Genomic DNA, 25,405 nt, shown 5'->3' with positions numbered 1-25,405 from the left:
CCCGCGGAAAGCGAACACCTGGAACGGAAATCAACAGGGAGTCAAACAGTACACTCAGTTATTTCTGGGTATCCATCGCAATCAAAAAAAACAGCCCAATTATATTGGACTGCCATTCACTGAAAATGATATAAGCTAATTACCTACCTCAAATTGTATCTTTCTTTGCTTCGGTTTTGTTTGGCTCCTTCCCATTTTCAGATGAAGGTTTTTCCAAATGCCTTGGCTTTGCTTGCATTTTCCGCTTCAGCTTGATTACCTGATACACACCGATGGAACCGGCAATGACGATTCCCATCAATGCGGAGAATAGAATGACCAATACGAGGGGCCATTCCGCTGTACCAAATAAATAGTTTACTTCCACCGGGGCTACATTCAGTACCGCAAAGATCGCAACAATGATGGTGAAGATAAATCCGGCTAAAAGATACCACTGACTTTTCATTCCCACTCCTCCTTCAAATCCCGTGATTCAAGATTCCGAATAGGGATTGATATGCACAAACACATCCTGGACTTCACGGTTTTCAAGCAGTTTCGCCTTTACGTCTTTCCCTATCTTATGCCCTTCTTCCACTGTTATGTAAGGGTCCACAGATATTTTCAGGTCCACAATGACATAATGTCCGTGTTCCCTGGCATGCAATGCATCAATCTTCAGGACACCCGGAACGGAAGTCACCACTTCTTTGAACTCCTCTGTATCTTCCTCATGCATGACATGATCCATCGTATTGTGGATGGACTCTGAACCCAGCTGCCACGATATTTTGATGATCAATGCAGCTACAAAAAGACCTGCTACCGGATCGAGATAGACGAGCCAATCCACTCCGATATAATCACCGAAAATCGCTCCACCAATCCCTATGAGGGCTGCAATGGAAGAAAGCACATCAGATCTATGTTCATATGCATTGACAATAATGGCGTCACTCTTTATTTTCTTTCCCAAATTATACTTATAGCGAAACATCACTTCTTTTACGACAATGGAAATGATCACGACATATACGGCCAGCATCTTTGGTGCATCGATATGCTCAAAGAATGCCGCGACAGAGGATTTCCCTATTTCGAAACCAACAATCAATAACAGGACAGCAACGATGATGGCTGCAATATTTTCCGCCTTGCCGTGTCCGTAAGGATGATCTTCATCGGGTGGCTGTTTGGCAGCCCTCAACCCTATGTAAACCGCTAAGGATCCTGCTACATCTGAAGCAGAATGGACTGCATCCGCAACAAGTGCACGGCTATTTGCAACGACACCCGCCCATCCTTTCAGAATGGCGAGCACAATGTTCCCCACAACACCTACTAAAGCAGCAAATTCTGCTTTTTTAAAGCGCTCATTATGATCCAAGACGCACACCTCTCTTTTTCATGCTTCTTCTATTGTACCCGAATCTTCCCCTATATTTAACAATATATAAAAAATGCCGCAGAAATTGCTTCTGCGGCATTTTTTCATAAGATTATACTTCTGGCTCCGCTTCCTCAAGCTGAACCTTTTTCGGCTTGGACAACTGTTTATGCTTCCAGATCAGCCATAGCTGTGCAGCTATAAACAGGGAAGAATAAGTTCCAGCTATCAAACCTACTAGTAAGGCTATGGAAAAGCCTGTAATGGATTCGCTTCCGAAGATTAATAGTCCGATTACTGCAAAGACAACCGTAATGACCGTATTGATGGAACGGACAAACGTCTGCTGCAAGCTTTTATTGACAATCTCGGCCAGGTCTTCATAAGTTTTGATCCGTTTTTTCTTCTTCATGTTCTCTCTGATCCGGTCAAAGGTAACGATCGTATCATTGATGGAATATCCGACAATGGTCAGGACTGCAGCAATGATGGTGATGTCCACTTCCAATCGGACAAGACTGAAGAATGCGACCATGAAAAATGCATCATGGAAGAGTGCCACGATGGCGGCCAGGGCAAACAGCCACTCAAAGCGGATGGTAACATAGATGATGATTCCTACTGCAGCGATCAAGACCGCGAAAAATGCATTCCGGGCAAGTTCCTGGCCAACAGTAGGCGAAACGGTGCTGACATTCGGCTCTGAACCGTATTTATCAGCAATGAATGTCTTTATCTCAGCTACTTCAGACTGCGTAAAACTGTCCAAATATCTTGCAACAGCTATTTCATTATTATTTCCTGCCAATACGACATCTTTAGGTTCATATCCGAGCGTAGTCAATTCCTCTGTCACTTCTTTTGCGGTAAGACTGGAATCGGCCATTATTTCCACCCTTGTCCCACTCGCAAAGTCTATTCCCAGATTCAAGCGGAATACCGCAAGGAGAATGATACCCACGACAATCATCGTTCCGGAGAAAATGAAGAACTTTTTGCTATGTTTTACAAAATCCCAGTTTTCGTAACGGTTTGGAGGCTCTGTATGCTCATCTGTCATATTGATATCGAGAACGTCGGCCTTCTTCACTCCAAATAAGTGCGGCTTCTTGTTCAGCGCTCTACTGGAAACCCACAATCCAAGAAGAAGACGGGTTCCAAAAACTGCTGTAAGGAAACTTAACAGGATACTCACAATAAGCATGGTTGCGAACCCTTGTACAGAACTAGTACCGTATACGAACATGACAGCCGCTGCAAGCAGGGTAGTGATGTTCGCATCCAAAATCGTGGAAAGGGAATTGCGATTCCCTGCCCTGAATGCGGACATAGGTGTTTTGCCAAGCTTCAGTTCTTCTTTAATACGTTCATAAGTAATAATGTTGGCATCAACTGCCATACCGACCCCTAAAATTAGTGCTGCAATACCTGGAAGGGTAAGTACCCCATTCATCAGATCAAACACTAACAGAATCAAGAAAATATAAACACTTAACGTGATAATTGCCACGAATCCAGGCAGGCGATACACAAAAAGCATGAAAAGGAATATGATGCTGATCCCTATTGCTCCTGCCAATACCGTTTTCTGAAGGGCAGCTTCACCGAACTTAGCTCCGACTGATGTGGAATATACCTCTTCCAATTCAACCGGCAGGGATCCTGCGTTTAACAATTCTGCCAATTCTTTAGCAGATTCGACCGTGAAATTGCCGCCTTGGATCTGAACATCAGTAGTATTGAATACTTCATCCACTCCAGCTGCGGAAAGAAATTTAGGGTTAGGTTTTTGCGACTCGGCTTCATAGGAGTCTACACCTTCCTCGAAATCAAGCCAAATGATCATCAGGTTCTTCCCTGGCCCCATCTCAACCACTTGACGTGTCACATCCGCAAACTGATCTGCCGATTTCAGCTTTAACGCTACACTTGGACGGTTGTTGGAATCAAAAGATTGCGTTGCACCATTCTCGGCAAGTGCCGACCCATTCATGAGTTCTTTATCATTTATATCGCGAAAAGATAATTTAGCTTCCGTTGATAGGAGCTCCCTTGCTTTCGTCTGATCGTCTACACCTGCAAGCTGCACACGGATGCGATCTTCACCCTCAATTTGAATATTAGGTTCACTTACCCCTAATACGTTTACACGCTTATTCAACGCGCTTACTGTACTGACTAGTGTCTCACGGTCAATAGCCGCATCGTTATTGATAGGCTTTACCTCATACAGAATCTCAAATCCACCCTGCAGGTCGAGACCAAGTTTGATATCGTTTGCGATAGGCTTGGTAAATACTCCCATGACACTTCCTAATAGAATGAGAAGTAAAAAGAAAGCCACTATCCGTCCTCTTTTAACCACAATAAATCCCCCTTCTGCTTTTACCACTGGTGAGTGTTTTATTTATTATTACGGACACTTGGCATCAAATTTGGACTTTTTCTGTTTTATGTATGTAAAGAAAAGTGCAACAGTCGGAATATCAAAAAAGTCAATATTTTGCCATCATGTACCATTATGAGTTAACTCTTTACTACTGTCAATTCTTGTTGAAACTGGTTCTATTCCTTTTGTTCCTGAAAAAAATTAGGCGCTTTATACGCTTCAATCGTGATATAACTCATGTAGTCAGTGATGGAAAGGCCATACACATCATTAACAAGCTGATGCAGCATTTTCGTCTCTGGACGCTTCCATGTTTTACGTGTCAGACATTCCCATAATTCGTCCTCAGTCACTTTATCATAGCCAAACAGCTGGAATTCCTCCAGCTTACTTTGCAGAACTGGTGTCAAGTCGCTTCGGAAAAGATCATAAGCATGATAGTTCGTCTCTTTCATCATTTAAGGTACCTCCATTTTATTTTCTACATAGAAATGTACAAGTACGTCATGCCTCTCCCTTTAAAAAGCAACCAATTCCTTGTCATGCTTGGCCTATGTACAAGCATATAGATAATTGTATACGATATGACGTTAATTGAGAAGGCAGGTTATAGCATGACGAAGCAAACCTTTTTAAGGGGAACGCTGATCCTCATTGTAGCCGGATTCATCACCCGTATTCTGGGGTTCATTAATCGGATTGTGGTTGCCAGATTTATTGGCGAGGAAGGCGTAGGGCTTTATATGATGGCTGTTCCGACTCTCGTTCTTACGATTACCATTACACAGCTCGGACTGCCGGTTGCCATCTCCAAGCTAGTCGCCGAAGCGGAAGCACAGGGCAACCACCGCAAGATAAAGAAAATCCTGATCGTATCGCTTGCGACTACCGGTACTTTGAGCATCATCTTTACTCCGGCCATGATTCTTCTGGCTCCTTATCTATCCACACATCTCTTCACAGACCCAAGAACGTATTATCCTTTGCTTGCCATCGCACCAGTTGTCCCGATCATCGCGATTTCTTCTGTATTGCGCGGCTATTTCCAAGGCAGGCAGAATATGAAACCTTCCGCCATATCCCAAGTTATCGAGCAGGTCGTACGCATCTCGCTTGTTGCCGCATGTACAAAGGCATTGCTTCCATACGGGATCGAATATGCCGCTGCAGGAGCGATGCTTTCTGCTGTGGCAGGTGAGCTGATGTCCTTGCTTTACATGGTATTTGTCTTTAAAAATAAAAAGAGTTTTCGACTGCGAAAGAAATTTTTCAGCTATGTGGGTGAAGGGAAACAAACATTCAACGATTTGATGCGGATTGCCATTCCGACAACCGGAAGCCGGATGATCGGTTCCATCGCATGGTTCTTTGAGCCTATTGTTGTGGCACAAAGTCTGGCAATTGCGGGGGTAGCCACTTCTTTAGCTACAAAGCAGTATGGAGAATTAGTAGGTTTTGCACTTCCGCTTCTCATGCTGCCATCCTTTATTACTTATTCCTTATCGACTGCCCTAGTTCCTGCCATAAGTGAAGCGGCAGCGAAAAAAAACTCGATTCTTATCGAACATCGCCTACAGCAAGCACTGAGATTATCCTTTGTCTCAGGTGGAATAGCCGTTGTTCTGCTTTTCGTTTTTGCCGATCCCATCATGCTATTCATGTATGGAAGCAGTAAAGCGGCCATTTATATAAAAGTGATGGCACCTTTTTTCCTGTTCTACTATTTCCAAGGACCTCTTCAGGCAACACTTCAGGCGCTTGATTTAGCCAAAGCAGCCATGATCAATAGCTTTATCGGAGCTTTGGTGAAAACCGGGGTGATCTTCGTGCTAGCCAGTAAACCAAGCTTCGGAATCATGGGGGCAGCACTTGGAATCGTGATCGGCATGATGCTCGTTACGATGCTTCATATGGCTACCATCATGAAGGTCCTCTCCTATTCCCTCTACGTGCGGGATTATATAAAAAGCTTCATCACCATGGGTATATGCACCATCAGCGGAAAATGGATGCTGGATCATTGGCTTCTCGATCTGACCCTTGGGAAACGAAGCTTACTCTTCATTTTCCTTACCTGTCTGCTTTATATCGCCCTCCTGTTCCTCTTCGGTCTTGTCAAAAGGGAAGAGCTTGCACGGATACCGATTTTGAAGAAGTGGATTGTCAAATAAAACTAAAAAAGTTTGTTTTCATATTGATATTTGCTTTTAGCTTTGAATTTCGCCCGTTCCTTTCCGATGCAGCCACTTGCTTTCCGCGTGGAGTGATGGGAGCCTCTTCGGCTTCTGTGGGGTCTCCCATCCACTCTAATTTCCCGCTGGAGTCAAGTGGCTTCCGCTCCAATCCACTCAAGTTTTTAAAATTCAACATTGTTCAGTTTGTAGACAAAAGGGTTCGGAATGGTCACATTCCGAACCCTTTCGATTTCAACTATGTGGTTATAGTTCCACAAAAAGTTTAGAAAACTCAGTTGATTGGAGTGGAAGGCACGGAGACTCCTCAAAAATGCTAACGCATTTTCTTCGTGCGATGTATCGCTGCCGAAGCCTTCCTTGTCCTGCGGGAGGAAGGGACAAGGGAGACCCCGGCAGACGCGCAGCGTCGAGGAGGCTCCCGGACCGCCTTAGGATAAGCGCAGTGCCTGGAACGGAAATCAACGGGCTTTATTTACATGTACACAAAAAAACTGTAGACTACCTCGAATTACCTCAAGTTTGTCTACAGTTTGAGACAGTGGCGACTTCTCGCCACTGTCTTTTATTCGTCTATTAAATCAATAAAGAATACGCCGTTATTGTAGCTGCAGTAGGAAATTTTCCTGAAATCTTTATAGCCAAGATCTCGTAGTTGCTGACGAAGCCAAAGGTTGGTTTTTCCGATCTGCTTTAAATGTTCTTCCTGGATTGCACCGTCCATGATCAATGGCAGATTGAGTGTGCCCTCCTCCTTATTTTCCCTGTCTTTGTTTTTTTCAAAGACAGAGAGCTTTCCGGACGCCTCCAATATGGCAAACTCGACATCCGCCACGTTTTTCACATTCTTTTCCCGAAGCTGTACGAGTAGATCTTCAAAATTATAGCGCTGTTTCCTCATCTCTTTTTCATCAATTTTTCCATTGTTAATGATGACACTCGGCTTTCCATCAATCAGCTCTCGTATTCTCTGGCTTTTGAGCGATATGAATGCAAGGATGATCTGGATGCCCATCAGGATCAACATCGGCAATAACGCGACCATCAATTCGTCTCTCGGATTCTCAATGGCAACCACCGCCATCTCAGCAATCATGATAAAGACGACCAGATCGAGTACACTCAATTCCCCAATCTCCCGCTTCCCCATCACCCGGAAGATAAAGAGAATCACGATGTAAAGAAAAATGGTCCGCGCGATTATGATTACGTACTCCTCCATAGGGAATGATCGCCTCCTTTGCAACGAGCTCCAAAAACCATGTTAGGAGTAGTCTTTGCAAGAAAGGAATTATCATGTCAAACAGGATTTTCCAAGTTCAGATAACGGATGTTTTCGCATGGAGGCTAAAAATAAATCAAATACCGAAAGTATATATAAACGGTCGAGATTATTAATGAGAAAATTACTACAGTTAGTCCAATCTTCATAAAGGAAAGGAAACCTAGCGGGTGATTCGATTTTGCTGCTAGGCCTGCCACCACCAAATTGGACGACGAACCAAGCAAGGTGCCATTGCCGCCCAAGCAGGCACCAAGCGCAAGTGACCACCATAACGGGTCCAGATTCGTCATCCCATAGTCCTCGAATTCACTTATTACAGGAATCATGGCTGCGACAAAAGGAATGTTATCCACGAAACCCGAAAGAACTCCGGACAACCAAAGAATCAAAAGTGCAGTCGTTTTGTAGTCCCCTTCTGTAGTAAAAATGATGCCCCTTGCCAGTTCATCGATGATTCCCACTTCCTCCAGTCCTCCGACCAATAAAAATAGTCCCATGAAAAAGAACAGGGTTCCCCATTCCACCTCTTTGAATATCTCATCCGGCTTATACACGTCATGCGTTAAAAACAGGAGCAGCAGCGCACCTGCCATCGCCACCGTTGTCAGGTCAAGGTGGAGGAAAGTGTGCAGCATAAAGCCAGCGATGGTAATCACCAGAACGGAAAGGGACTTTACCAGTGTAAAGTTCCAATTCACTTCCGCTTTCAGAGACTGGAGGTTTTGTTGAAGCTCTGCGCTTACCTTCAATTTTTTCCGATATAGCAAAATAAGCCCGCCCATGGTGGTTAAAAAAATGATGAAAACAATTGGAGCAAGATGCAGCAGAAAAGCATTGAATGTCAAATGTTCCACCGCCTGCCCTATCATGATGTTCGGTGGATCGCCAATCAAAGTGGCTGTTCCCCCGATATTTGCAGAAAGTATCACCGCAACCAAATAGGGTATAGCCGGCAAGCCAAGCATAGATGTCAAGGTCAGGATGATTGGAACCAGTAGAAGGACAATCGTTACATTCGCCAAAAAAGCGGAACCGAATGCTGTAAGAACGGATACAGCTATTAAAAGCGGGATCCCCCTGCCATTGACCGATTTTGCCAAGACAATTGCAATGTATTCAAATATTCCGGTCTGACTGGTGATAGTCACGATGACCATCATGGAGAAAAGCAGTGCAATTGTGTTCCAATCTATATACGTCAAAAAAGCGGTATCTGTTGTGAGAACGCCGGCCATAAGCATGGCCACTCCCCCGATACAAGCTATAAGGGCCCGGTCATATTTTTCTGTCATGATTACCACATACGTCAGGATAAAGATAATCAAAGTCAATATCGTAAGCATTGTTCTTCCTCCCAGCCTCTCCGTTCTCTCCCCTTCTACATTGTATGACGCATGTCCCAGAAAATATTTGTATTCTATATTTTTCTATTGGTGAATATGCTTGTATTACTTACCATGTTGGACAAAGAGAGGAGAAAGATCAATGGAATCAAAAAGACTGGGACTCGCCATCATGTATGGCCTTATAACAATTTTTATATTCGCTATAGCAACAAGTCTGCTTTTTTCTTTATTGCTTCGTTTTACATCCCTCCAGGAATCTAGTGTAGCCTGGATCATTCTGACACTTTCCTTTTTAACCCTCTTTATTGGCGGCTTTGTATCCGGAGGCAAGGGCAGGGAAAAGGGCTGGATGCTTGGAGGTGCGACAGGTGGCGCATATTCGCTCATCATTTTCCTGTTTCAGTATCTGGGGAACGATTCTCTTTTTTCAATGAATCAGCTTTTCTTCCACCTGGGCTTTATCGCCGTTGCCATGCTGGGTGGTATTATTGGGGTGAATCTGAGCGGCGGGAAAATTTCCAAAGCTTAATAAAAAAAGAGCATGCATCACTCCATTTGATGGAATGAGCATGCTCTTTTTTACTATTAGTCCTTGTTTACATCTCTGATCGCTTGACGATCGTATGTAAGACGAGATCCGTCACCTGTTTTCAGGACGATTTTGTCCTCATCCAGTGCATCCACGATTCCGTGCAAACCACCGATTGTAACAATTTTATCTCCCTTTTGCAGGTTTGTCTGCATTTCACGCACTTGCTTCTGACGCTTCTGCTGTGGACGAATTAAAAGGAAGTAGAAAATAGCAAACATTAGTAGTAAAGGCCAAATTACTCCAAGAATATCTTGCATTTATAGTCCTCCTTTCTTTGTGTGAATAGTTGGGAAGAAGTTTTAGAAGTTTTTGGCATTCGGTTTATTGAATCCATATTTCTCAAAAAACTCTTCTTTGAAGTCCCCAAGGCGATCTTCTCGGATTGCTTGACGGACTTGCTCCATTAATTTTACCAGAAAATATAGGTTATGGTAAGTTGTAAGGCGAATTCCCAAAGTTTCGTCACATTTGATTAGGTGGCGAATGTAAGCTCTGGAATAATTTGTGCAAGTATAGCAATCACACTCCGGATCTAGTGGACCGAAATCACGTGCAAACTTCGCATTCTTCACAACTAGACGCCCTTCACTTGTCATTAATGTCCCATTACGTGCAATTCTAGTCGGTAGCACGCAGTCAAACATATCAATTCCACGCATTGCCCCATCAATAAGGGAATCCGGTGAACCAACCCCCATCAGGTAACGCGGTTTATCAGTAGGCAGCCAAGGCGTGGTAAATTCAAGTGTACGGTTCATGACATCCTTTGGCTCTCCAACAGAAAGTCCCCCGACTGCATAGCCAGGGAAGTCCATGGACACAAGATCCTGTGCACTTTGCTTACGCAAGTCTTCATATTCCCCACCTTGGACAATCCCGAACAATCCCTGATCCTGTGGACGCTGATGCGCTTTAAGACAGCGTTCTGCCCACCGGGATGTACGCTCCACTGATTTTTTCATATACTCATGTGTCGCAGGGAAAGGCGGACACTCATCGAATGCCATCATGATGTCGGATCCCAGGTCGTTCTGGATCTGCATCGCTTTTTCCGGAGATAGGAAAAGTTTGTCCCCATTCATATGATTGCGGAAGTGAACTCCTTCCTCTTCAATTTTACGAAGATCGCTCAAACTGAATACCTGGAATCCGCCTGAGTCTGTCAAAATGGCACGGTCCCAGTTCATGAATTTATGAAGACCGCCCGCTTCCTTGACAATCTCATTTCCGGGACGAAGCCATAGATGATACGTATTGCTCAAGATGATGCCAACACCCATGGACTTAACATCCTCGGGTGACATCGTCTTTACTGTCGCCAAGGTTCCTACCGGCATAAAGACCGGTGTTTCAAAGGATCCGTGTGGCGTGTGCACGATACCTAGACGTGCTCCTGTCTGTTTACAAGTTTTGATTAGTTCATATCTGATTGCTGTCATTGGATTCTCCTTAGTACTCTCTTATAAAGGGTTATTGCTGCAGTAAAAAATCCAAAAGCCGATTTTTTACAGACATAAGCAACAAACTTTACGAAAAGAGCTTTATAAAATCAGCATCGCATCTCCAAAACTGAAAAAACGATACCTTTCATTTACTGCTTCCTCGTAGGCTTTCATCACATGCTCTCGACCTGCCAGCGCACTGACCAGCATGATCAAGGTGGATTTCGGCAGATGGAAGTTTGTGATCATTCCATCAATCGCACTGAATTCATAGCCTGGATAGATGAAAATGTTAGTCCACCCGCTCGCTTCCACAAATTCGCCATGGTCACGTGCAATCGTCTCCAATGTTCTTGTGGAGGTCGTTCCGACGGTTATGATCCTGCCGCCTTTTTCACGGACCTCATTCAACAGGCGTGCTGTACCTTCTGTTATCTGATAAAATTCCGCATGCATATCATGCTCTTCCACCGTATCCACACTGACCGGCCTGAATGTCCCAAGCCCTACATGCAAGGTAATGAATGCAGTATGCACCCCACGGTTGTTAAGTTCCTCCAGCAATTCCTCCGTAAAATGAAGGCCTGCTGTCGGCGCTGCGGCTGAGCCGGTTTCCCTGGCAAAAACCGTCTGATAGCGGTCACGGTCTTCGAGCTGCTCCTTTATGTAAGGTGGCAGCGGCATTTCACCCAGACTGTCCAGCACTTCATAGAAAATCCCTTCATAACGGAATTCCAACTGACGGCCGCCATGGTCACTTTCATTCACACATACAGCGGTCAATCTGCCGTCACCAAAGGAGAGGACAGTACCCTCCTTGACTCTTTTAGCCGGCTTGATAAGCGTTTCCCATGTGTCGCCTTCGATTTGCTTCAAAAGGAGGACTTCAATCTTGGCTCCCGTTTCGGCTTTTACCCCGAAAAGTCTCGCAGGCAAAACTCTTGTATCATTCAAAACGAGGCAGTCCCCTGTCTTTACGTACTCCAAAATGGAGCGGAAGGACGCTTCATGCTTGATTGCGCCGGTTTCTTTGTTCAATACCATCAATCTTGATGCTTCCCTTTGTTCCAGAGGTGTTTGTGCAATAAGCTCCTCAGGCAAATGGAAATCAAATAAATCTATTTTCATACTTTCACCTTTTTTCTATGCAATTCAATGTTAGTCTTTACCTAAAACGTCCAATAAAATAAAAGACGAGACTCAGCACTATGCTGATAATTATGGAGGTGACAATCGGGAAAAAGTACGTGAAGTTCCCTTTTTTCACGACGATATCTCCTGGGATCTTTCCGACAACCTGCCACAAAAATCCTACTAGCAACAGCACAGCACCGACGACCATCAGCATCTTTGGCAGTTCCATTATTCCTTTGGCACCTCCATATTGAAGTGACGGTATACAAGATCCGTCACCACCCGGCCTCTCGGTGTCCGCTGAAGAAAACCGATCTGAAGAAGATAGGGTTCATACACATCTTCAATCGTGTGGGATTCCTCCCCTATGGTTGCGGCAATTGTGTCGACCCCGACCGGTCCGCCACGGAATTTTTCAATGATCCCCATGAGCAGCTTATGGTCGATATGATCCAAGCCAAGCCGGTCCACCTGCAGGCGATCCAATGCTTCTTTTGCCAAGAATGCATTTATCGTCGTTTTCCCCAATACCTGTGCAAAATCACGGACACGCCTTAATAGGCGGTTGGCGATACGTGGTGTTCCACGTGCTCTTCTGCTGATTTCGGTTGCGGCATCGATTTCCAAGCCGATATCAAGGATCTGTGCAGTTCGCATACAAATCTCAGTAAGCTGCTCTTCATTATAGTATTCCAAGCGGCTTAGTACACCAAAACGGTCACGGAGCGGAGCGGTCAATAATCCAACCCTCGTCGTCGCCCCTACCAGTGTAAACGGCGGTAAATCCAGGCGGACAGACCTGGAACTCGGGCCTTTGCCAATAACGATATCGAGGCAATAGTCCTCCATTGCAGGATACAGAACTTCCTCGATGGAGCGGTGAAGACGGTGGATTTCATCTATGAATAACACGTCTCCCGGCTCAAGGGAGGAAAGGATGGCTGCAAGATCCCCTGGCCGCTCGATTGCCGGTCCTGAGGTAGTTCTCAACTGCACGCCCATTTCATTGGCGATGATCGCGGCAAGCGTCGTTTTCCCAAGGCCTGGCGGTCCGTAAAGAAGCACATGATCCAAGGTCTCCTGTCTCATTTTCGCCGCCTGGATAAAGACCTCCAGATTCTCTTTGACTTTATCCTGTCCAATATACTGCTGCAATGTCTGGGGACGCAGGCTGTATTCCAGCGACTGATCCTCCATGGTTGCGTCTTGTGACACCATACGGTCATCCATCATATATGATTCACCCCTCTACTTTAGGAGTAGCTGTAACGCTCTCTTGACATATTGATCTGTAGATAGTTCCTCTTTTTGAAGTGCAGGCATGATCTTTTTGATTTCCCTATCACCATATCCCAAAACCTGCAAGGCTTCCATCGCTTCTTCAAGGGCCATATTATTTGTACTTCCAGTAGCCGGCATATCTACTCCCGGTTGAAAAAGATCTGGAAATGCGCTTGGAACCAAATCATTCAGTTTTCCTTTTAGATCAAGGATAATCTGCCTCGCCGTCTTTTTGCCGACGCCAGGGAACTTAACCAGGAATTTCTCATCTTCGTTTTCTATTGCGTGGACCACCTGTGCAGGCTGTCCGGATGCAAGGATGGCAAGGGCACCTTTTGGACCGATCCCTGTAACATTCAAAAGCTTCATAAACAGGTTCTTGTCCTCCCGTGTTTTGAAGCCGTATAAAGCAAGGATATCCTCTCTCACGTGCTGGTATGTATAGATGGTCACTTCTTTATCACGATCGACGGTATAGATGAACGGGTTTGGCGCGTTAACCTGATAGCCTACTCCCTTTACTTCCACTACCACGTATTCCGGTGATACATATTCCACAAAGCCTCTAATGAAATCTATCAATGGTACAAAACTCTCCTTTAAAATCATCTACTCTCCATTTTACCATAAGTTTTGGAAAAGCAGCATTGGATTATCGGAGAAGACCGGATTATCGTTTCAATCAACGGGAAAAACAGACTGGCAAATTGCCAGCCTGTTTATTTGCTCTTTTCCAGTGTAATCGATTTATTTTCATTTAAATTTTACAGGGATATATGCTGTAAAAAATCCAAAAGCCGATTTTTCACGGACAAAAGCAACAAACTTTACGAAAAGAGCCTTATTGTTTTTGGGAGGAATATGGTTTAAATGTTTCTAGCACCTGTACATATTCATCCTTGGAAACCACCCTGATTCCACCTTTTAACTTTTCATGCTGATGGCTTTCCAGTTTCCCTACATCGATCTGGAAAAAGGACTGAATGATCTTGGATGCCTCAGTCGGCTTTCCTTCATATATGGTAAGAACACCGTCGTTGGATATGCCAAAATAGCCATTTGTCTTTAATAGGGGGGAAATGTCATCAATATATTGCTGAAACACGATCTGTTCTTCATTTAAGTCTATCACTTGCCAATTATCGTATTCCGCCCAAAAATCCTCCATCGCCCAGACGGTTTCCTGTAGCGTTTCTTCACTCACTTCTCCATCTAAATAAATGCGCTCTAGCACAACTTTTAGCGTTAAGGGTCCATTGATTTCATATACTTCCTCTAATACTTCTTCCTCCACAATTTCGTTTTCATCGGCGGCACCTTGATAAGTGGAAAAGCTGTAGAGTGCTCCACATGTTGTGATAAATGCTGTGATCATCAGCCAGAAGTGCTTTGGAATGATGGGTTTCATCTTGGATAGCCCCCTCACATTCTATAAGATTTCGTTCTGTAGGTTATTAAGCTAGTCTTGTCTTTTTTAGTTTGACCAGTTTTTGGGGATTTAGTCTTTTGGGGTTAAATGTTTTTTGGGGGGTGGGATATAGTGATTGTATTTTTTGTGGGGGAGGGAGGCTTAAGACCGGGGTCTGACCTTCGCTGTGGTGTTGTGGGAGATGGCTTTAGAGGTTTTGTTGGGGAGGGATGCTCAAGACCGGGGTCTGACCCTCGCAGGTTTATTGACGTTTAGGTTACGAGGGGAGTATTTTCAGTGTGGTTTTTATTTTGGGACGGGGGGAGTGTCAGACCCCATACTTTTTTTGTGGTCTATGTTGCGTGGTTTTGGCGAAGAGCCTTGGGGGCTCTTTGGCTGATTTGGTTTTTTGGGGATTTACGGTTTGGTGGGGGTGTATTCGTATGTAAAATGAGGCAGACGGGTGTCTGCCTCTTGGGTTAGCGGGTTGGGACCATGGTGTTGATGAGGTCTTTGATTTCGGAGTTGATGTCGTCGACTGGTCCTCCACCACGCAGGTCGTTGTCTAGTTGTCGTACTGTGTTGAATGTTCCATCGTCCACTACAACGCGACAGTCTTTTCCATTAATTAGCGGTTTGACTGCCCGGCGTACGTCTCTGGATAATTGCTGCTCGTTCACGTCGTTATTTGGTTCAACTGCGATTAATATGTCGTCCCCATAGGAAACGGCACGTGCGTTTTCTACACCATTCACCTTGGAAGCACGATCGGCAAGTTTTTCCGTAAGGCGTCCATTATAGTTGTTATAATAGGACGGATTTGCGATATTACGGACACCGTCAAGCTGGCCATGGTAATTTTTATCGCTGCGGCTGTATAGACGCTCATGATCATACTGCTTCCCTCTGTTGGTCATAGGGGAAGCTGTATTACGATTGTTGTTGTTGTCGTTGTTGCGACGCTCACCATACACGACTGCGCGATCCATGATCTCGTTAAGTGGACCGTCGTTATCGTCCATGATACGAGCATTACCTCGTTGTTCTTCTGTTGCAGGGCGGTTACGGTCATTGTTTACATTCGGGTTGTGCTCACTTGTGTAATACCCCATAGGACTTGTTTCTTCATAGTACCTGTTATCAGCAGCACTGTTTCCGCCGCCGCATCCTGTAAGTCCCCCTAGCAGAAATGCCGCTGAAGTTACCGTTAAGACAGACTTCCTCAATGTAAAAACCCCCTAACCAGTCAGTTGAGTACATAGTGTACTCCCTCTTAGCTTGACTGATTAAGGGGTATTTTATTTTGTCAGATCCCACCAACACCTAAAATTTTGGAGGGGCGAATGCCAATTGCCGTTTATGTTCTGTGCGTTTATGCATGGAATCAATAATCGCTTTATCTTTTTCAGGGATTTGTTCGCCTTTGAGATAGCTGTCGATCATGTTATAGGTTGTGCCCATTTCATTTTCATCGGTTTGTCCTTCCCAAAGACCTGCGCTAGGCGGCTTATTGATGATGGAATCCGGTACACCAAGGACTTTTGCCATCTCACGGACCTCGCCTTTTGTAAAATGAACCAGTGGCACCAAATCTACGCCACCATCACCATACTTCGTAAAATATCCTGTATGCCATTCAGCCGCATTATCGGTACCAACCACCAGATAGCCATAGTTGTTAGCAACCGCATACAGGGTAGTCATTCTAAGGCGTGCGCGTGTATTGGCATCACCAAGTCTTGCTGTCTCCTCTTTCCATTCCCCTTTTTCCTTCAACTGCTTTTCCATTTCGGAAAAAAGGACGGTATGCGTTTGGGACAGATCGATGGTGGTGTGGCTGATTCCGCAGCTTTCGATTACTTCCATCGCATACTCCTGATCTTTAGGATCACTTTTGCATGGCATAATGACACCAAGGGACGCATCAGGAAATGCCCTTTTGATAAGATGGGCAACAACAGCCGAGTCAATGCCTCCACTTACCCCTACTATTGCACCGTTTAGTCCTGCATCTTTTACTTTTTCCTGAATCCACTGCACTAATTTAGAAATATTTTCTTCCATTGCGTAATCTTCCCTCCAAATGACAATATTCATTATTGTATCATGTTGTGAAAATTCGTCAAAAATTGTTTGCGCAGATTCCAGCTGCTGATTAAAAAGGAAAGGTTGGTATAGCTTTGGGGCATGGAGTGGTTCTGCACCGTTACTGAAAACTGGTTTCCCTCCCGGAGAATATCCATCGGATAGGACAGAGCAATCCAAAACCATGGGTGCTTTAAATAATATTGAAGTATGGGGATCTGGAAAAACTTTTTCTTATCCCATTTGATAAACGGCAGTATTCTGCTTGCATATTGCACATCATCCCACTCCGCTTTGCCGATTGAAATCAGGTCGTAATCAATTAAATACGTCTTATTATCCGTACTTTTCACGAAATTATGACTTGCAACATCGCCGTGCAGGACCACTTCATCCGATTTCGTCCAAGCAATATCAACTTTATTTAATTGCTCCAGCGAAGCCTTGCTATAGTATACAATTTCACTAATTGCAGGGGAATTAAACCATTGAGTTAATATTGGAAGATTTTTCTCGAATTTATCCAGGCGCGCCTCCCATTTCATCAGCAGATTCTCCCTTTTTAGAAACGAGCTTAGAATCGGGATAAGCTTAGCCGACTGGAGATGAAAAGACTTCAGTACTTTCATTCCATCCAATCGGTCCTCTGCCTTCAAATATGAAAATGGCCGTTTCGGTGGAATATATCTCGTCATCGTCCATACTAGCTGTCCTTCAAACATATAATAAAGTCCGTTTGACAGCTCCATATACTCCAAACCCATAAGAAATCCATTCTCTATAAGGAGTTGATTCAAAACAATGCTGGATTGGACACTCTGAAAATCAGCTATCCCCTTTAAGATGAACGTACCAGTGTCTGTTTGTACTTTATATAGATTTTCCTTGATTTGCGTACAGGATTGTATTCCTTTATCCTGAAAAAGACGGAAGAAAAGACGATTTCGAGTGAAATCGTCTTTAAAAAATTTTTCTTCAAGCCTCATCATCTGATTCCGGACCATCAAAGTCGGATTCAGTATTGCGGAAATCCTCATCATTGGAAGGTCCATAGCCATAACCCTGTGGGCCGTAGTATCCAGGCATTGCCATCGGATAGCCTGCTTGTGGTACACCATATCCAGGATACTGCATTCCGAAAGGTGCTTGCGGATATCCATAAGGAACCTGTGATCTGTATCCCATTGCTTGAGGTGATGGCCCACAACCGCAGTCGCCATCATCAGAGACACCTGCTACTTGTTGGCCTTGCCCTCCGCCTTGCGGAAAGCCTCCCATTGGACCAAAACCGGAACCAGGTGCTATCGGAGATACAGGATAACACGGATATCCTCCGCCCCAAGGTCCTCCACCCCAAGGTCCCATCGGCATTCCTGGTGGCATCATTCCTGGCATCATTCCTGGCATCATCCCTTGCCCCATCGGCATTCCCTGCATTGGCATCATTCCTGGCATACCCTGCATTTCTGGCATTTGTCCGCCCATCTGATCTTGAACTCCAGCAACCTGGGAAGGATCCATCTGCTGCTGCCCCATTTGAGGCATTTGTCCCATCTGTTGAAGTTGTTGCATTTGACCCATATCCCAATCCGGTGACTCCTCCATCATTCCTTGAGACATCGGCATACCTTGCATTTCTGGCATCATGCCTTGGCCCATCGGCATACCCATTCCAGGCATCATTCCTTGCCCCATCGGCATACCCATTCCAGGCATCATCCCATATCCTCCGTGATGTCCATGATGATACGGTGGGTAAGGTGGACACAAACCTGAACTGGGCATTATTGGTGATACAGGATAACAGAACTCAGGCTGCATTTGTGGAGCTGGCGGCGGTGATTCGACACCCATCACTTGCGGCTCAGGGCTTTCCGGGCTTTCTTCCTTTGGCGCGACAGGCATCTGTGGCATTTTCGGCATCTTTGGCATCTTTGGCATCTCTGGCATTTTTGGCATTTTTGGCATTTGATTGATCGGAACATTGATATTGTAATTATTCACATCAATTTCCGGAAAATAAGGTTTCAATTGCGGCATTTTAGGAACATAAGGTGTTTTTGGCGCCTCTTTGATCTGTTCTTCCTTTACTGCCGGCTTTTTCGGCATTTCCTTGTAAGGATGCTGTGCCTTCGGTACTTCTTTTACACCCATCGTTTTTGGGGCTTCTTTTACACCCATTGTTTTAGGCGCTTCTTTTGTCACTCCCATTACTTGATTTTCTTTTTTTACGGCTACTCCTGCCATTGGCACTTTTATTTTCATTCCGGGCATAATCATGTCAGGATTGCTTAACTGTGAATTCGCTTGTTTCAGCTGGTCGAAATTCACATTATATTTCTGGGCAATCTTCCACAATGTATCTCCTTTTTGTACGATATGGATTTTCAAGGGTTTTCCCTCCTTAGCAAAGTCTTTACAGTCTATGTGTCGAGTGGGCATTTTGCCACTATTCTTCACCTCAACTTATGCGACAAAAGGAAAATATATGATTAAAAAGAGGGACATCCAACTAAATAGTTTGGATACCCCTCATGATATTAAGCATTCTCCAGCATTTTTTCCAAAGCAAAGATAGCGTTCTCTGCCACAGTTTCTTCTACAGATATTCTATTTATAACATCTCCGTCTTCAATGGATTCGAGCGCCCATAAAAGGTGAGGCAGGTCGATTCTGTTCATTGTCAGACATGGGCACATATTAGGGTTAAGGGATATTATCTCCTTGTCCTGATGTTCCTGGATGATCCTGTTTACAAGGTTCATTTCGGTTCCTATGGCCCATTTGCTTCCGGATGGCGCTTGATTGATCGTATCGATGATATACTTTGTACTGCCAGCCATGTCGCTAAGCTCCACCACTTCCCTTGTGCATTCCGGATGGACGATAATGGTCATATCAGGCTTTTCCTCTCTTAGACTCCTGATATTTTCCACCGTAAACTTTTCATGGACGGAGCAATGCCCTTTCCAAAGAATCACTTTTACAGTGGACGGATCCCCGGTAAATTCCAGTTCATCGGTAATCGGATTCCACACCGCCATTTCTTCAAGCGGGACTCCCAGATCAAAAGCTGTATTCCTTCCAAGATGCTGATCCGGCAAAAAGAGGATCCGCTCCTTTTTAGTGAATGCCCAGCTCACCATCTTATGTGCATTCGAGGAGGTTACAGTAGCTCCGCCCCTTTCTCCACAGAACGCTTTAATTGCTGCCGTGGAATTGACGTAAGTCAGGGGAAGCATTGTATCCCCAAAAATCTGCTGAAGCTTTTCCCAGGCTCTCTCTGTCTGATGAATATCTGCCATGTCCGCCATCGAACAGCCTGCCCGCATATCCGGCAGAACGACCACCTGATTTTCTTTTGTGAGGATATCAGCCGTTTCTGCCATAAAATGAACACCGCAGAACACAATGTAGGATGCGGTCGTATTGGCTGCAGCCTGGGCCAACTGCAACGAATCTCCGGTAGCATCCGCAAATTCGATCACTTCATCCTTCTGATAGTGATGACCCGGGATGAACAAGTCTGCGCCAAGCTTCCGTTTAATTTCAAGTACCCGTTCTCTCATTTCCTCTCTCGACATCTCCAGGTAGCGAGAGGGAAGCATCTTATTGTCTTTTTTCATCAAGTCCATGATATTCATGTTAATCTTCCCCTTCTGTTTTCAGCTGTTTTTGTTAATATGTTTGTTTTTTTGGTCCGAAAAGAGCTTTATTTTTTCAATCCTACGTTAAAGCTTATATCCAACGAGCGTGCGGAATGGGTGATAAACCCCAAAGATATATAATGAACGCCTGTGTTCCGATAGCCTGCCAGGTTCTCAAGGGTGATACCTCCGGAGGCTTCTGTAACGATACCGTCAGGGACGCATGGAATGAATTCCTGTATCTCTTGTGGTGTCCGGTTATCAAACATGATGATATCCGCTCCTGCACTAACCGCCTCCATGACTTGCTCCTTTGTTTCCGTCTCCACTTCCACCTTCACCATATGCCCTATTCTTTGACGTGCCCGATGCACCGCCTCTGTAATGGAGCCAGCGAATTCAATATGATTATCCTTGATCATGACACCATCATAGAGGCCAAATCGGTGATTGGAGCCGCCTCCACAAACAACTGCATACTTTTCCAGCATTCTCAGTCCTGGCGTCGTTTTTCTTGTATCACAGATCTTAGTCGTTTCACTGTCAAGCATATCCACTGCCGTTCTGGTCAACGTGGCGATTCCACTTAGCCGTTGCAAGAGATTCAGCACGACGCGCTCTCCGCTTAAAAGAACCCGCATTTTGCCATGGAGTGTTGCAATTGTTTCTCCCTTTTCGACTCGCTCTCCATCTTTCTTATTCAAGGTGATGGAGGTCTCAGGATCCAGAAGCTTAAACGCTTCTATTAAAATGGACTCCCCCACAAAGATTCCGTTTTCCTTTGCGATAAAATTACCGGCACCCGTAGCATCCTCGCCGAATAGAGCTTCTGAGGTCAGATCCCTGTCCCCAATATCTTCTTTAAAGAAATCACGCAACATATCCTGCAGTTTGAACTGATTCAATTCTTTCCTCTCCTTTACACAAGCAGCTTTATTTTTTCCTGATGGACAATCCTTTTTTGAAGCCAAGCCTCGCTAGCCTGAGGGAAATCAGAGCGGCAATGAGCCCCTCTGCTCTCCTCCCTTTCCAGAGCCGCGGATGCAATCAGATGACTGATCTGCAGCATAAAAATTAGTTCCGTTTCTTCCAGGGACAGATCCACTTCCAACCGATCAATCTCCTGCCAATATGGCTGATACGCTTCAAGCCATCCCTTCAACTTCTGCAGCCCTTCTGCATGCCGTACTATTCCCGCATGCTTCATCATCATTGCTTGGAGCTCGCTTTTAGCAGGGAGCGGTAAGAATGGCTTGTCGGATTTGGCTTTAGTTAAAGGATCATTCAATTTCTCACGACAGTTTCCCATCGGTTTATTTAACAGGTGTTCTGCCAGTTTCTTTGAAAAAACAATGGCCTCCAACAGTGAGTTGCTAGCAAGTCTATTTGCCCCGTGTACACCGTTGCATGCCGCTTCACCCACTGCATACAATCCTTTAAGTGACGTTTCGCCATTCAGATCTGTTTTGATTCCCCCCATGAAAAAATGAGCGCCAGGTACAACAGGCAGAAGGTTATTTTTCATAGGAATTCCTTGGTTTGTGCACATATACGAAATGGTAGGAAAACGCTCTTCAAAATTTATTACGTTCTCTATATTCAGATAGACCTTGCCGCCCCGGTCCAGTTCCTGAAAAATTGCCCTGGAGACAATGTCCCGCGGTGCTAGATCCTCTAGTGGATGGATGCCCTGCATGATCCTTTTCCCATGATCGTTGACAAGATATGCCCCTTCCCCACGAACCGCTTCGGACACCAAGCCGACTACCTTGTTATTCACATGCAGCATGGTGGGGTGAAACTGCATAAACTCCAGATCTGTAAGTATGGCACCCGCTTGGTAGGCAAGCGCCAGCGCCATGCCGTTCACACTTGGATCATTGGACGTGTAGGAATAAAGTGCGCCAGCACCACCTGTGGCAAAAACAATATGGGAAGCGTAATAGGATTTTCGTTCTCCTAAACGGTTGACCGTTTTTATGCCACAACAGCGATCATCTTCCGTCAGAACTTTAATGACGGTTTCCTGCTCCACGACCTGAACACAGTGGGAGATTTGGGAATGAAGCCATTGCATCATCCTTTTCCCCGTCTGATCTCCGCCAGCATGTAAAATTCTCCTCTGTGAATGCGCCCCCTCCATACCTAGCGAAAGGATGCCCTGCTCATCTTTATCAAAATCCATTCCTGCTTCCATCAACTCCTGAAGCATGCCGGGACCAAGCTTCGTTAACAATTCCACTGAATTCAGTTCATTATGATTGCAGCCGGCAAGAACCGTATCGTGAAAATGCTCCTGCCATGTATCCGTATCAGCTATCGCACTGGCAACTCCACCTTGTGCCAGAAAAGAATTATTTTCATATTTATTAGACTTTGTGAAAACCATCACATTCATATGCTTACTTAAGTACTTTGCAGTCAATAAAGCAGACAATCCGCTCCCGACAACAATAACATCACCATAGTTTGGAGACACAAAAAAACCCCCTGTATACATAAGTGTCTTGACACCTATATTTACATAAATTTAAACTAATGACAAGAAATATTTTTATGAGAGAACTAGACTGCAAGATTTACCAGCTTTTTTGCAGTTATATATCTCCTATTCTGAAGGGAGTTTATCTATGATTTATTTAGACTATGCTGCGACTACACCAATGAGCGCTGAATCGCTGGAAGTATTCCAACACGTATCTCAAGCCTACTTTGGCAATAGCAGCAGCTTACATGATATCGGCACCTCAAGCCAGCAGCTCCTGGAAACGTGCAGATCTGAAATCGCTGCAATGATCAACGGAAAAAAAGAAGGGATTTATTTTACAAGCGGTGGCAGCGAGTCCAATTATCTCGCCATACGGACCCTTTTAAAAGGAAACAAGGAAAAAGGGAACCATATCATTACCACACCAACGGAGCACTCGTCTATCTACCACCTTATCGGGCAGCTCGAGAAGGATGGCTATCAGGTAACATTCCTGGATGTGGACCATAATGGATTAATATCACTACAGCAATTGAAGAAAGAGATCAGAGAGGAAACCTGCCTTGTCTCGATCCAGCATGCCAACTCAGAGACAGGAATCATACAGCCATTGGAGGCTGTCGGAAAAATTCTTCAGGAGAGAAAAATCCTCTTTCATAGTGATACGGTACAAACTTTTGGTAAAATACCTATAGATGTAGAAAAGTTGCGTCTCTCCAGCCTGTCCATCGCTTCACATAAAATATATGGACCAAAGGGCGTAGGCGCACTGTATATCAACCCGTCCGTTTCCTGGCAGTCCCAATATGCGGGAGCGAGCCATGAACGTGGAATGCGGCCAGGAACAGTGAACGTACCTGGTATCGCGGCCTTTACAGCTGCAGCACAATCTATGCACGCAAACATGAAAACCATCATGGTAAAACATGAGAAGCTGCGTGATGCTTTTATGAAAAAACTCAAACAGCACTGGCTGCCTGTTCACGTGGAAGCGGAACAAGCCAATTGCCTGCCACATATCATCGGACTTCGCCTAGAGGGCTTGGAGGGACAGCATGTGATGCTCGAGTGCAATCGCAGACAGATTGCGATTTCCACCGGAAGTGCTTGCCAGATGGGCTCACAGAACCCATCACGTACCATGCTTGCTACTGGAAAATCCGCCGAAGAAGCACGAGAGTTCATTCGACTCTCTTTTGGTAAGGATACTTCGCTTTACGAAGTGGAAAGAGCGGTTATGGCTTTAAAGGAAATTGTGGAGGAAACCAATGGGTAAGAAGGAGCGAAAACAAATGAATCAAGAGAAAAAAGTACTCGGGCAGAACGAAGAGAACTCCTCTTACACTGGCTGCAGACGGAAGATAAACCTTTGACAGGCGGAGAACTTGCCAACCGGACGAATGTGAGCCGTCAGGTGATTGTCCAGGATATCTCCCTGTTGAAGGCCAAAAATGAGCCTATTCTTGCAACGAGTCAAGGCTATGTCTACTTGAAGCCACCGGGGGATCAAAGGAAAAAAGAACGCATCATCGTCTCTTTCCATCCGCCCGAAAAAACCGAGGAAGAGCTTTATATCATAGTAGATCACGGTGTCACAATCAAGGATGTGAAAATTGAGCATCCCGTCTATGGGGACCTTACCGCTTCCGTGATGGTAAGCACCCGCTCGGAAGTGGATGATTTCATAAAAAAAATCCATGAAACGAAAGCTGCGTATCTATCTCAACTGACAGATGGAACGCACCTACATACTCTTGAAGCGGAATCGGAGGATAAACTGGATGCTGCCTGCAGAGCGCTGAAGGACGCCGGAATGCTGATCGAGTAAACAACAAAAAAGGAGCAGGTTCCTGTATTCGACAGGAATCTGCTCCTTTATTATTTCAACAAATAACTGGTATAGCTTCCCAAGATTTTTACCGAACAACCTAATGCCTCCAGCTCCCCAATAGCTCCTGGAAGGAGTACCTCGTCCATGCGCTGATTGATATCAATGATGAAGAAGTAGTTGCCTAATCCCGTTTTCATGGGACGCGATTCGATTTTCGAAAGATTCAACTTTCTCCAGGCGAAAGCGGACAGCACCTGATGCAGAGCACCAGATTGATCGCTTGGCAATGTCACCATGAGTGACGTTTTCTCACTCTCGATATGATGTGAAGAATGATTGTCGGTAATCATGGCTTCATCCCTATGCAGGACAATAAATTTGGTATGGTTATTTTCATAATCATGGATGTTTTCCGCTAGCAAGGACAGCTTATACTCTTTTGCCGCCAAGCTATTGGCAATGCAAGCTGAGCGTTTGGATAGTCGATGCTCCGAGATCAGCTTTGCCGCGGAAGCTGTGGAAGACGTCGTTTCATATACGGCATTCGGGTATTTCTTATGTAAAAATTTATGGCACTGCGCAATCGCATGGGAGTGCGAATAGATCACTTCAATCGGATCGTCGTTTTTCACATGATCCGGGTGCACCAACAGATGCTGACTGATCGGGACAATCAATTCCGCCACTATAGGCAGAGGGCAATCATGAATCAAGTAATCTAGTGTTACGTTAACAGAGCCTTCTATTGCGTTTTCCAATGGTACAACTGCGTAATCCACTTCCCCATTCAATACGGCATCCATACAAGCAGGTATCGTGGCATAAGCCTTTTTCTCACCCTTCGGAAAAAAACTGGTCACTGCCATGTCAGTAAAAGTTGCCTTAGGTCCTAAATATCCGATTTTATCCTTCATTA

General features: G+C 45.0%; 24 protein-coding genes and 1 pseudogene. 4 read left to right on the top strand and 21 right to left on the bottom strand.

Annotated features, from left to right (window positions below; genetic code table 11):
* Nucleotides 1-148 precede the first annotated feature (148 nt).
* From ABN702_RS03795 to ABN702_RS03780, 4 genes are all read right to left on the bottom strand, one after another.
* Nucleotides 149-448 carry a LapA family protein gene (locus tag ABN702_RS03795; protein WP_417899461.1) on the bottom strand — a complete coding sequence of 100 codons (300 nt, stop codon included), beginning with the start codon at nt 446-448 and terminating at the stop codon, nt 149-151.
* 27 nt (nt 449-475) lie between these two features.
* Nucleotides 476-1,369, bottom strand: a complete 894-nt coding sequence (locus ABN702_RS03790) for a cation diffusion facilitator family transporter (protein WP_417899460.1) — start codon at nt 1,367-1,369, stop codon at nt 476-478.
* Between the two features lie 112 nt (nt 1,370-1,481).
* Nucleotides 1,482-3,734, bottom strand: coding sequence for a protein translocase subunit SecDF (secDF, locus tag ABN702_RS03785; RefSeq protein ID WP_417899459.1), 2,253 nt, complete (start codon nt 3,732-3,734; stop codon nt 1,482-1,484).
* Nucleotides 3,735-3,934: 200 nt separating this feature from the next.
* Nucleotides 3,935-4,216, bottom strand: coding sequence for a post-transcriptional regulator (locus ABN702_RS03780; protein WP_417899458.1), 282 nt, complete (start codon nt 4,214-4,216; stop codon nt 3,935-3,937).
* Between the two features lie 156 nt (nt 4,217-4,372).
* On the opposite strand from ABN702_RS03780, the gene spoVB reads away from it, so the two are divergent.
* The gene (gene spoVB / locus ABN702_RS03775; protein WP_417899457.1) at nt 4,373-5,929 is read left to right on the top strand and encodes a stage V sporulation protein B; all 1,557 of its coding nucleotides are present in this window, start codon (nt 4,373-4,375) and stop codon (nt 5,927-5,929) included.
* 586 nt (nt 5,930-6,515) lie between these two features.
* Here the strand turns inward: spoVB and ABN702_RS03770 are convergent.
* Together ABN702_RS03770 and ABN702_RS03765 are read right to left on the bottom strand one after the other, a co-directional pair.
* Nucleotides 6,516-7,172, bottom strand: coding sequence for a DUF421 domain-containing protein (locus tag ABN702_RS03770; protein ID WP_417899456.1), 657 nt, complete (start codon nt 7,170-7,172; stop codon nt 6,516-6,518).
* A gap of 125 nt (nt 7,173-7,297) precedes the next feature.
* Nucleotides 7,298-8,578 (bottom strand): ArsB/NhaD family transporter, encoded by a 1,281-nt coding sequence (locus ABN702_RS03765; protein ID WP_417899455.1) that lies wholly within the window; start codon nt 8,576-8,578, stop codon nt 7,298-7,300.
* A 142-nt stretch (nt 8,579-8,720) separates the two neighbouring features.
* Here ABN702_RS03765 and ABN702_RS03760 point away from each other — a divergent pair, with 142 nt between their 5' ends.
* Nucleotides 8,721-9,110, top strand: a complete 390-nt coding sequence (locus ABN702_RS03760) for a TIGR04086 family membrane protein (RefSeq protein ID WP_386640494.1) — start codon at nt 8,721-8,723, stop codon at nt 9,108-9,110.
* Between the two features lie 56 nt (nt 9,111-9,166).
* Here the strand turns inward: ABN702_RS03760 and yajC are convergent, their stop codons facing one another.
* From yajC to nadB, 14 genes are all read right to left on the bottom strand, one after another.
* Nucleotides 9,167-9,430, bottom strand: a complete 264-nt coding sequence (gene yajC / locus ABN702_RS03755; RefSeq protein ID WP_386640496.1) for a preprotein translocase subunit YajC — start codon at nt 9,428-9,430, stop codon at nt 9,167-9,169.
* A gap of 42 nt (nt 9,431-9,472) precedes the next feature.
* Nucleotides 9,473-10,612, bottom strand: coding sequence for a tRNA guanosine(34) transglycosylase Tgt (gene tgt / locus ABN702_RS03750; RefSeq protein WP_417899454.1), 1,140 nt, complete (start codon nt 10,610-10,612; stop codon nt 9,473-9,475).
* A gap of 102 nt (nt 10,613-10,714) precedes the next feature.
* Entirely contained in the window at nt 10,715-11,743 is a 1,029-nt protein-coding gene (queA, locus tag ABN702_RS03745; RefSeq protein WP_417899453.1) for a tRNA preQ1(34) S-adenosylmethionine ribosyltransferase-isomerase QueA, read from the bottom strand.
* Between the two features lie 37 nt (nt 11,744-11,780).
* A complete protein-coding gene (locus ABN702_RS03740; protein WP_417900814.1) occupies nt 11,781-11,981 on the bottom strand; it encodes a DUF2905 domain-containing protein in 201 nt (66 codons plus the stop codon).
* A complete protein-coding gene (gene ruvB / locus ABN702_RS03735; RefSeq protein ID WP_417900813.1) occupies nt 11,978-12,979 on the bottom strand; it encodes a Holliday junction branch migration DNA helicase RuvB in 1,002 nt (333 codons plus the stop codon). The genes ABN702_RS03740 and ruvB overlap by 4 nt, the downstream gene beginning before the upstream one ends.
* Before the next feature lie 18 nt (nt 12,980-12,997).
* On the bottom strand, nt 12,998-13,612 hold the full coding sequence (ruvA, locus tag ABN702_RS03730; protein ID WP_417899452.1) for a Holliday junction branch migration protein RuvA: 615 nt from the start codon (nt 13,610-13,612) through the stop codon (nt 12,998-13,000).
* 259 nt (nt 13,613-13,871) lie between these two features.
* Entirely contained in the window at nt 13,872-14,438 is a 567-nt protein-coding gene (locus ABN702_RS03725; RefSeq protein WP_417899451.1) for a BofC C-terminal domain-containing protein, read from the bottom strand.
* Between the two features lie 479 nt (nt 14,439-14,917).
* Nucleotides 14,918-15,664, bottom strand: coding sequence for a YhcN/YlaJ family sporulation lipoprotein (locus ABN702_RS03720; RefSeq protein ID WP_417899450.1), 747 nt, complete (start codon nt 15,662-15,664; stop codon nt 14,918-14,920).
* 97 nt (nt 15,665-15,761) lie between these two features.
* Nucleotides 15,762-16,502, bottom strand: coding sequence for an NAD(+) synthase (gene nadE / locus ABN702_RS03715; protein ID WP_417899449.1), 741 nt, complete (start codon nt 16,500-16,502; stop codon nt 15,762-15,764).
* Between the two features lie 32 nt (nt 16,503-16,534).
* A complete protein-coding gene (locus ABN702_RS03710) occupies nt 16,535-17,575 on the bottom strand; it encodes a hypothetical protein (protein WP_417899448.1) in 1,041 nt (346 codons plus the stop codon).
* On the bottom strand, nt 17,499-18,914 hold the full coding sequence (gene safA / locus ABN702_RS03705) for a SafA/ExsA family spore coat assembly protein (protein ID WP_417899447.1): 1,416 nt from the start codon (nt 18,912-18,914) through the stop codon (nt 17,499-17,501). Before safA ends, ABN702_RS03710 begins: the two co-directional genes overlap by 77 nt.
* Nucleotides 18,915-19,063: 149 nt before the next feature.
* Nucleotides 19,064-20,167, bottom strand: coding sequence for a quinolinate synthase NadA (nadA, locus tag ABN702_RS03700; RefSeq protein WP_417899446.1), 1,104 nt, complete (start codon nt 20,165-20,167; stop codon nt 19,064-19,066).
* Nucleotides 20,168-20,235: 68 nt separating this feature from the next.
* Nucleotides 20,236-21,075 carry a carboxylating nicotinate-nucleotide diphosphorylase gene (gene nadC, locus ABN702_RS03695; RefSeq protein ID WP_417899445.1) on the bottom strand — a complete coding sequence of 280 codons (840 nt, stop codon included), beginning with the start codon at nt 21,073-21,075 and terminating at the stop codon, nt 20,236-20,238.
* Between the two features lie 14 nt (nt 21,076-21,089).
* The gene (nadB, locus tag ABN702_RS03690) at nt 21,090-22,649 is read right to left on the bottom strand and encodes an L-aspartate oxidase (RefSeq protein ID WP_417899444.1); all 1,560 of its coding nucleotides are present in this window, start codon (nt 22,647-22,649) and stop codon (nt 21,090-21,092) included.
* A 151-nt stretch (nt 22,650-22,800) separates the two neighbouring features.
* Between nadB and ABN702_RS03685 the strand changes: the two genes are divergently transcribed.
* Together ABN702_RS03685 and ABN702_RS03680 are read left to right on the top strand one after the other, a co-directional pair.
* Nucleotides 22,801-23,934, top strand: a complete 1,134-nt coding sequence (locus tag ABN702_RS03685; RefSeq protein WP_417899443.1) for an IscS subfamily cysteine desulfurase — start codon at nt 22,801-22,803, stop codon at nt 23,932-23,934.
* Between the two features lie 16 nt (nt 23,935-23,950).
* Nucleotides 23,951-24,486: pseudogene (locus tag ABN702_RS03680) on the top strand (transcription repressor NadR).
* Nucleotides 24,487-24,536: 50 nt separating this feature from the next.
* Here ABN702_RS03680 and pheA read toward each other — a convergent pair.
* Nucleotides 24,537-25,403 (bottom strand): prephenate dehydratase, encoded by an 867-nt coding sequence (pheA, locus tag ABN702_RS03675; RefSeq protein WP_417899442.1) that lies wholly within the window; start codon nt 25,401-25,403, stop codon nt 24,537-24,539.
* Between the last annotated feature and the right edge of the window lie 2 nt (nt 25,404-25,405).

Source organism: Bacillus haimaensis, from assembly GCF_048270625.1.
GTDB lineage: Bacteria > Bacillota > Bacilli > Bacillales > Bacillaceae_I > Sutcliffiella_A > Sutcliffiella_A haimaensis.
The sequence above is the reverse complement of the archived record's forward strand: the minus strand, read 5'-3'. Positions and strand labels throughout refer to the sequence as shown.

Coding starts and splice junctions, on each gene's coding strand:
- ABN702_RS03770 (WP_417899456.1), bottom strand. CDS start 7,172: ATGGAGGAGTACGTAATCATAATCGCGCGGACCATTTTTCTTTACATC.
- pheA (WP_417899442.1), bottom strand. CDS start 25,403: ATGAAGGATAAAATCGGATATTTAGGACCTAAGGCAACTTTTACTGAC.
- nadA (WP_417899446.1), bottom strand. CDS start 20,167: ATGAATATCATGGACTTGATGAAAAAAGACAATAAGATGCTTCCCTCT.
- ABN702_RS03725 (WP_417899451.1), bottom strand. CDS start 14,438: ATGAAACCCATCATTCCAAAGCACTTCTGGCTGATGATCACAGCATTT.
- spoVB (WP_417899457.1), top strand. CDS start 4,373: ATGACGAAGCAAACCTTTTTAAGGGGAACGCTGATCCTCATTGTAGCC.
- queA (WP_417899453.1), bottom strand. CDS start 11,743: ATGAAAATAGATTTATTTGATTTCCATTTGCCTGAGGAGCTTATTGCA.
- tgt (WP_417899454.1), bottom strand. CDS start 10,612: ATGACAGCAATCAGATATGAACTAATCAAAACTTGTAAACAGACAGGA.
- ABN702_RS03780 (WP_417899458.1), bottom strand. CDS start 4,216: ATGATGAAAGAGACGAACTATCATGCTTATGATCTTTTCCGAAGCGAC.
- ABN702_RS03765 (WP_417899455.1), bottom strand. CDS start 8,578: ATGCTTACGATATTGACTTTGATTATCTTTATCCTGACGTATGTGGTA.
- ABN702_RS03760 (WP_386640494.1), top strand. CDS start 8,721: ATGGAATCAAAAAGACTGGGACTCGCCATCATGTATGGCCTTATAACA.
- ABN702_RS03795 (WP_417899461.1), bottom strand. CDS start 448: ATGAAAAGTCAGTGGTATCTTTTAGCCGGATTTATCTTCACCATCATT.
- ABN702_RS03685 (WP_417899443.1), top strand. CDS start 22,801: ATGATTTATTTAGACTATGCTGCGACTACACCAATGAGCGCTGAATCG.
- yajC (WP_386640496.1), bottom strand. CDS start 9,430: ATGCAAGATATTCTTGGAGTAATTTGGCCTTTACTACTAATGTTTGCT.
- nadE (WP_417899449.1), bottom strand. CDS start 16,502: ATGGAAGAAAATATTTCTAAATTAGTGCAGTGGATTCAGGAAAAAGTA.
- ruvB (WP_417900813.1), bottom strand. CDS start 12,979: ATGGATGACCGTATGGTGTCACAAGACGCAACCATGGAGGATCAGTCG.
- ABN702_RS03710 (WP_417899448.1), bottom strand. CDS start 17,575: ATGGACCTTCCAATGATGAGGATTTCCGCAATACTGAATCCGACTTTG.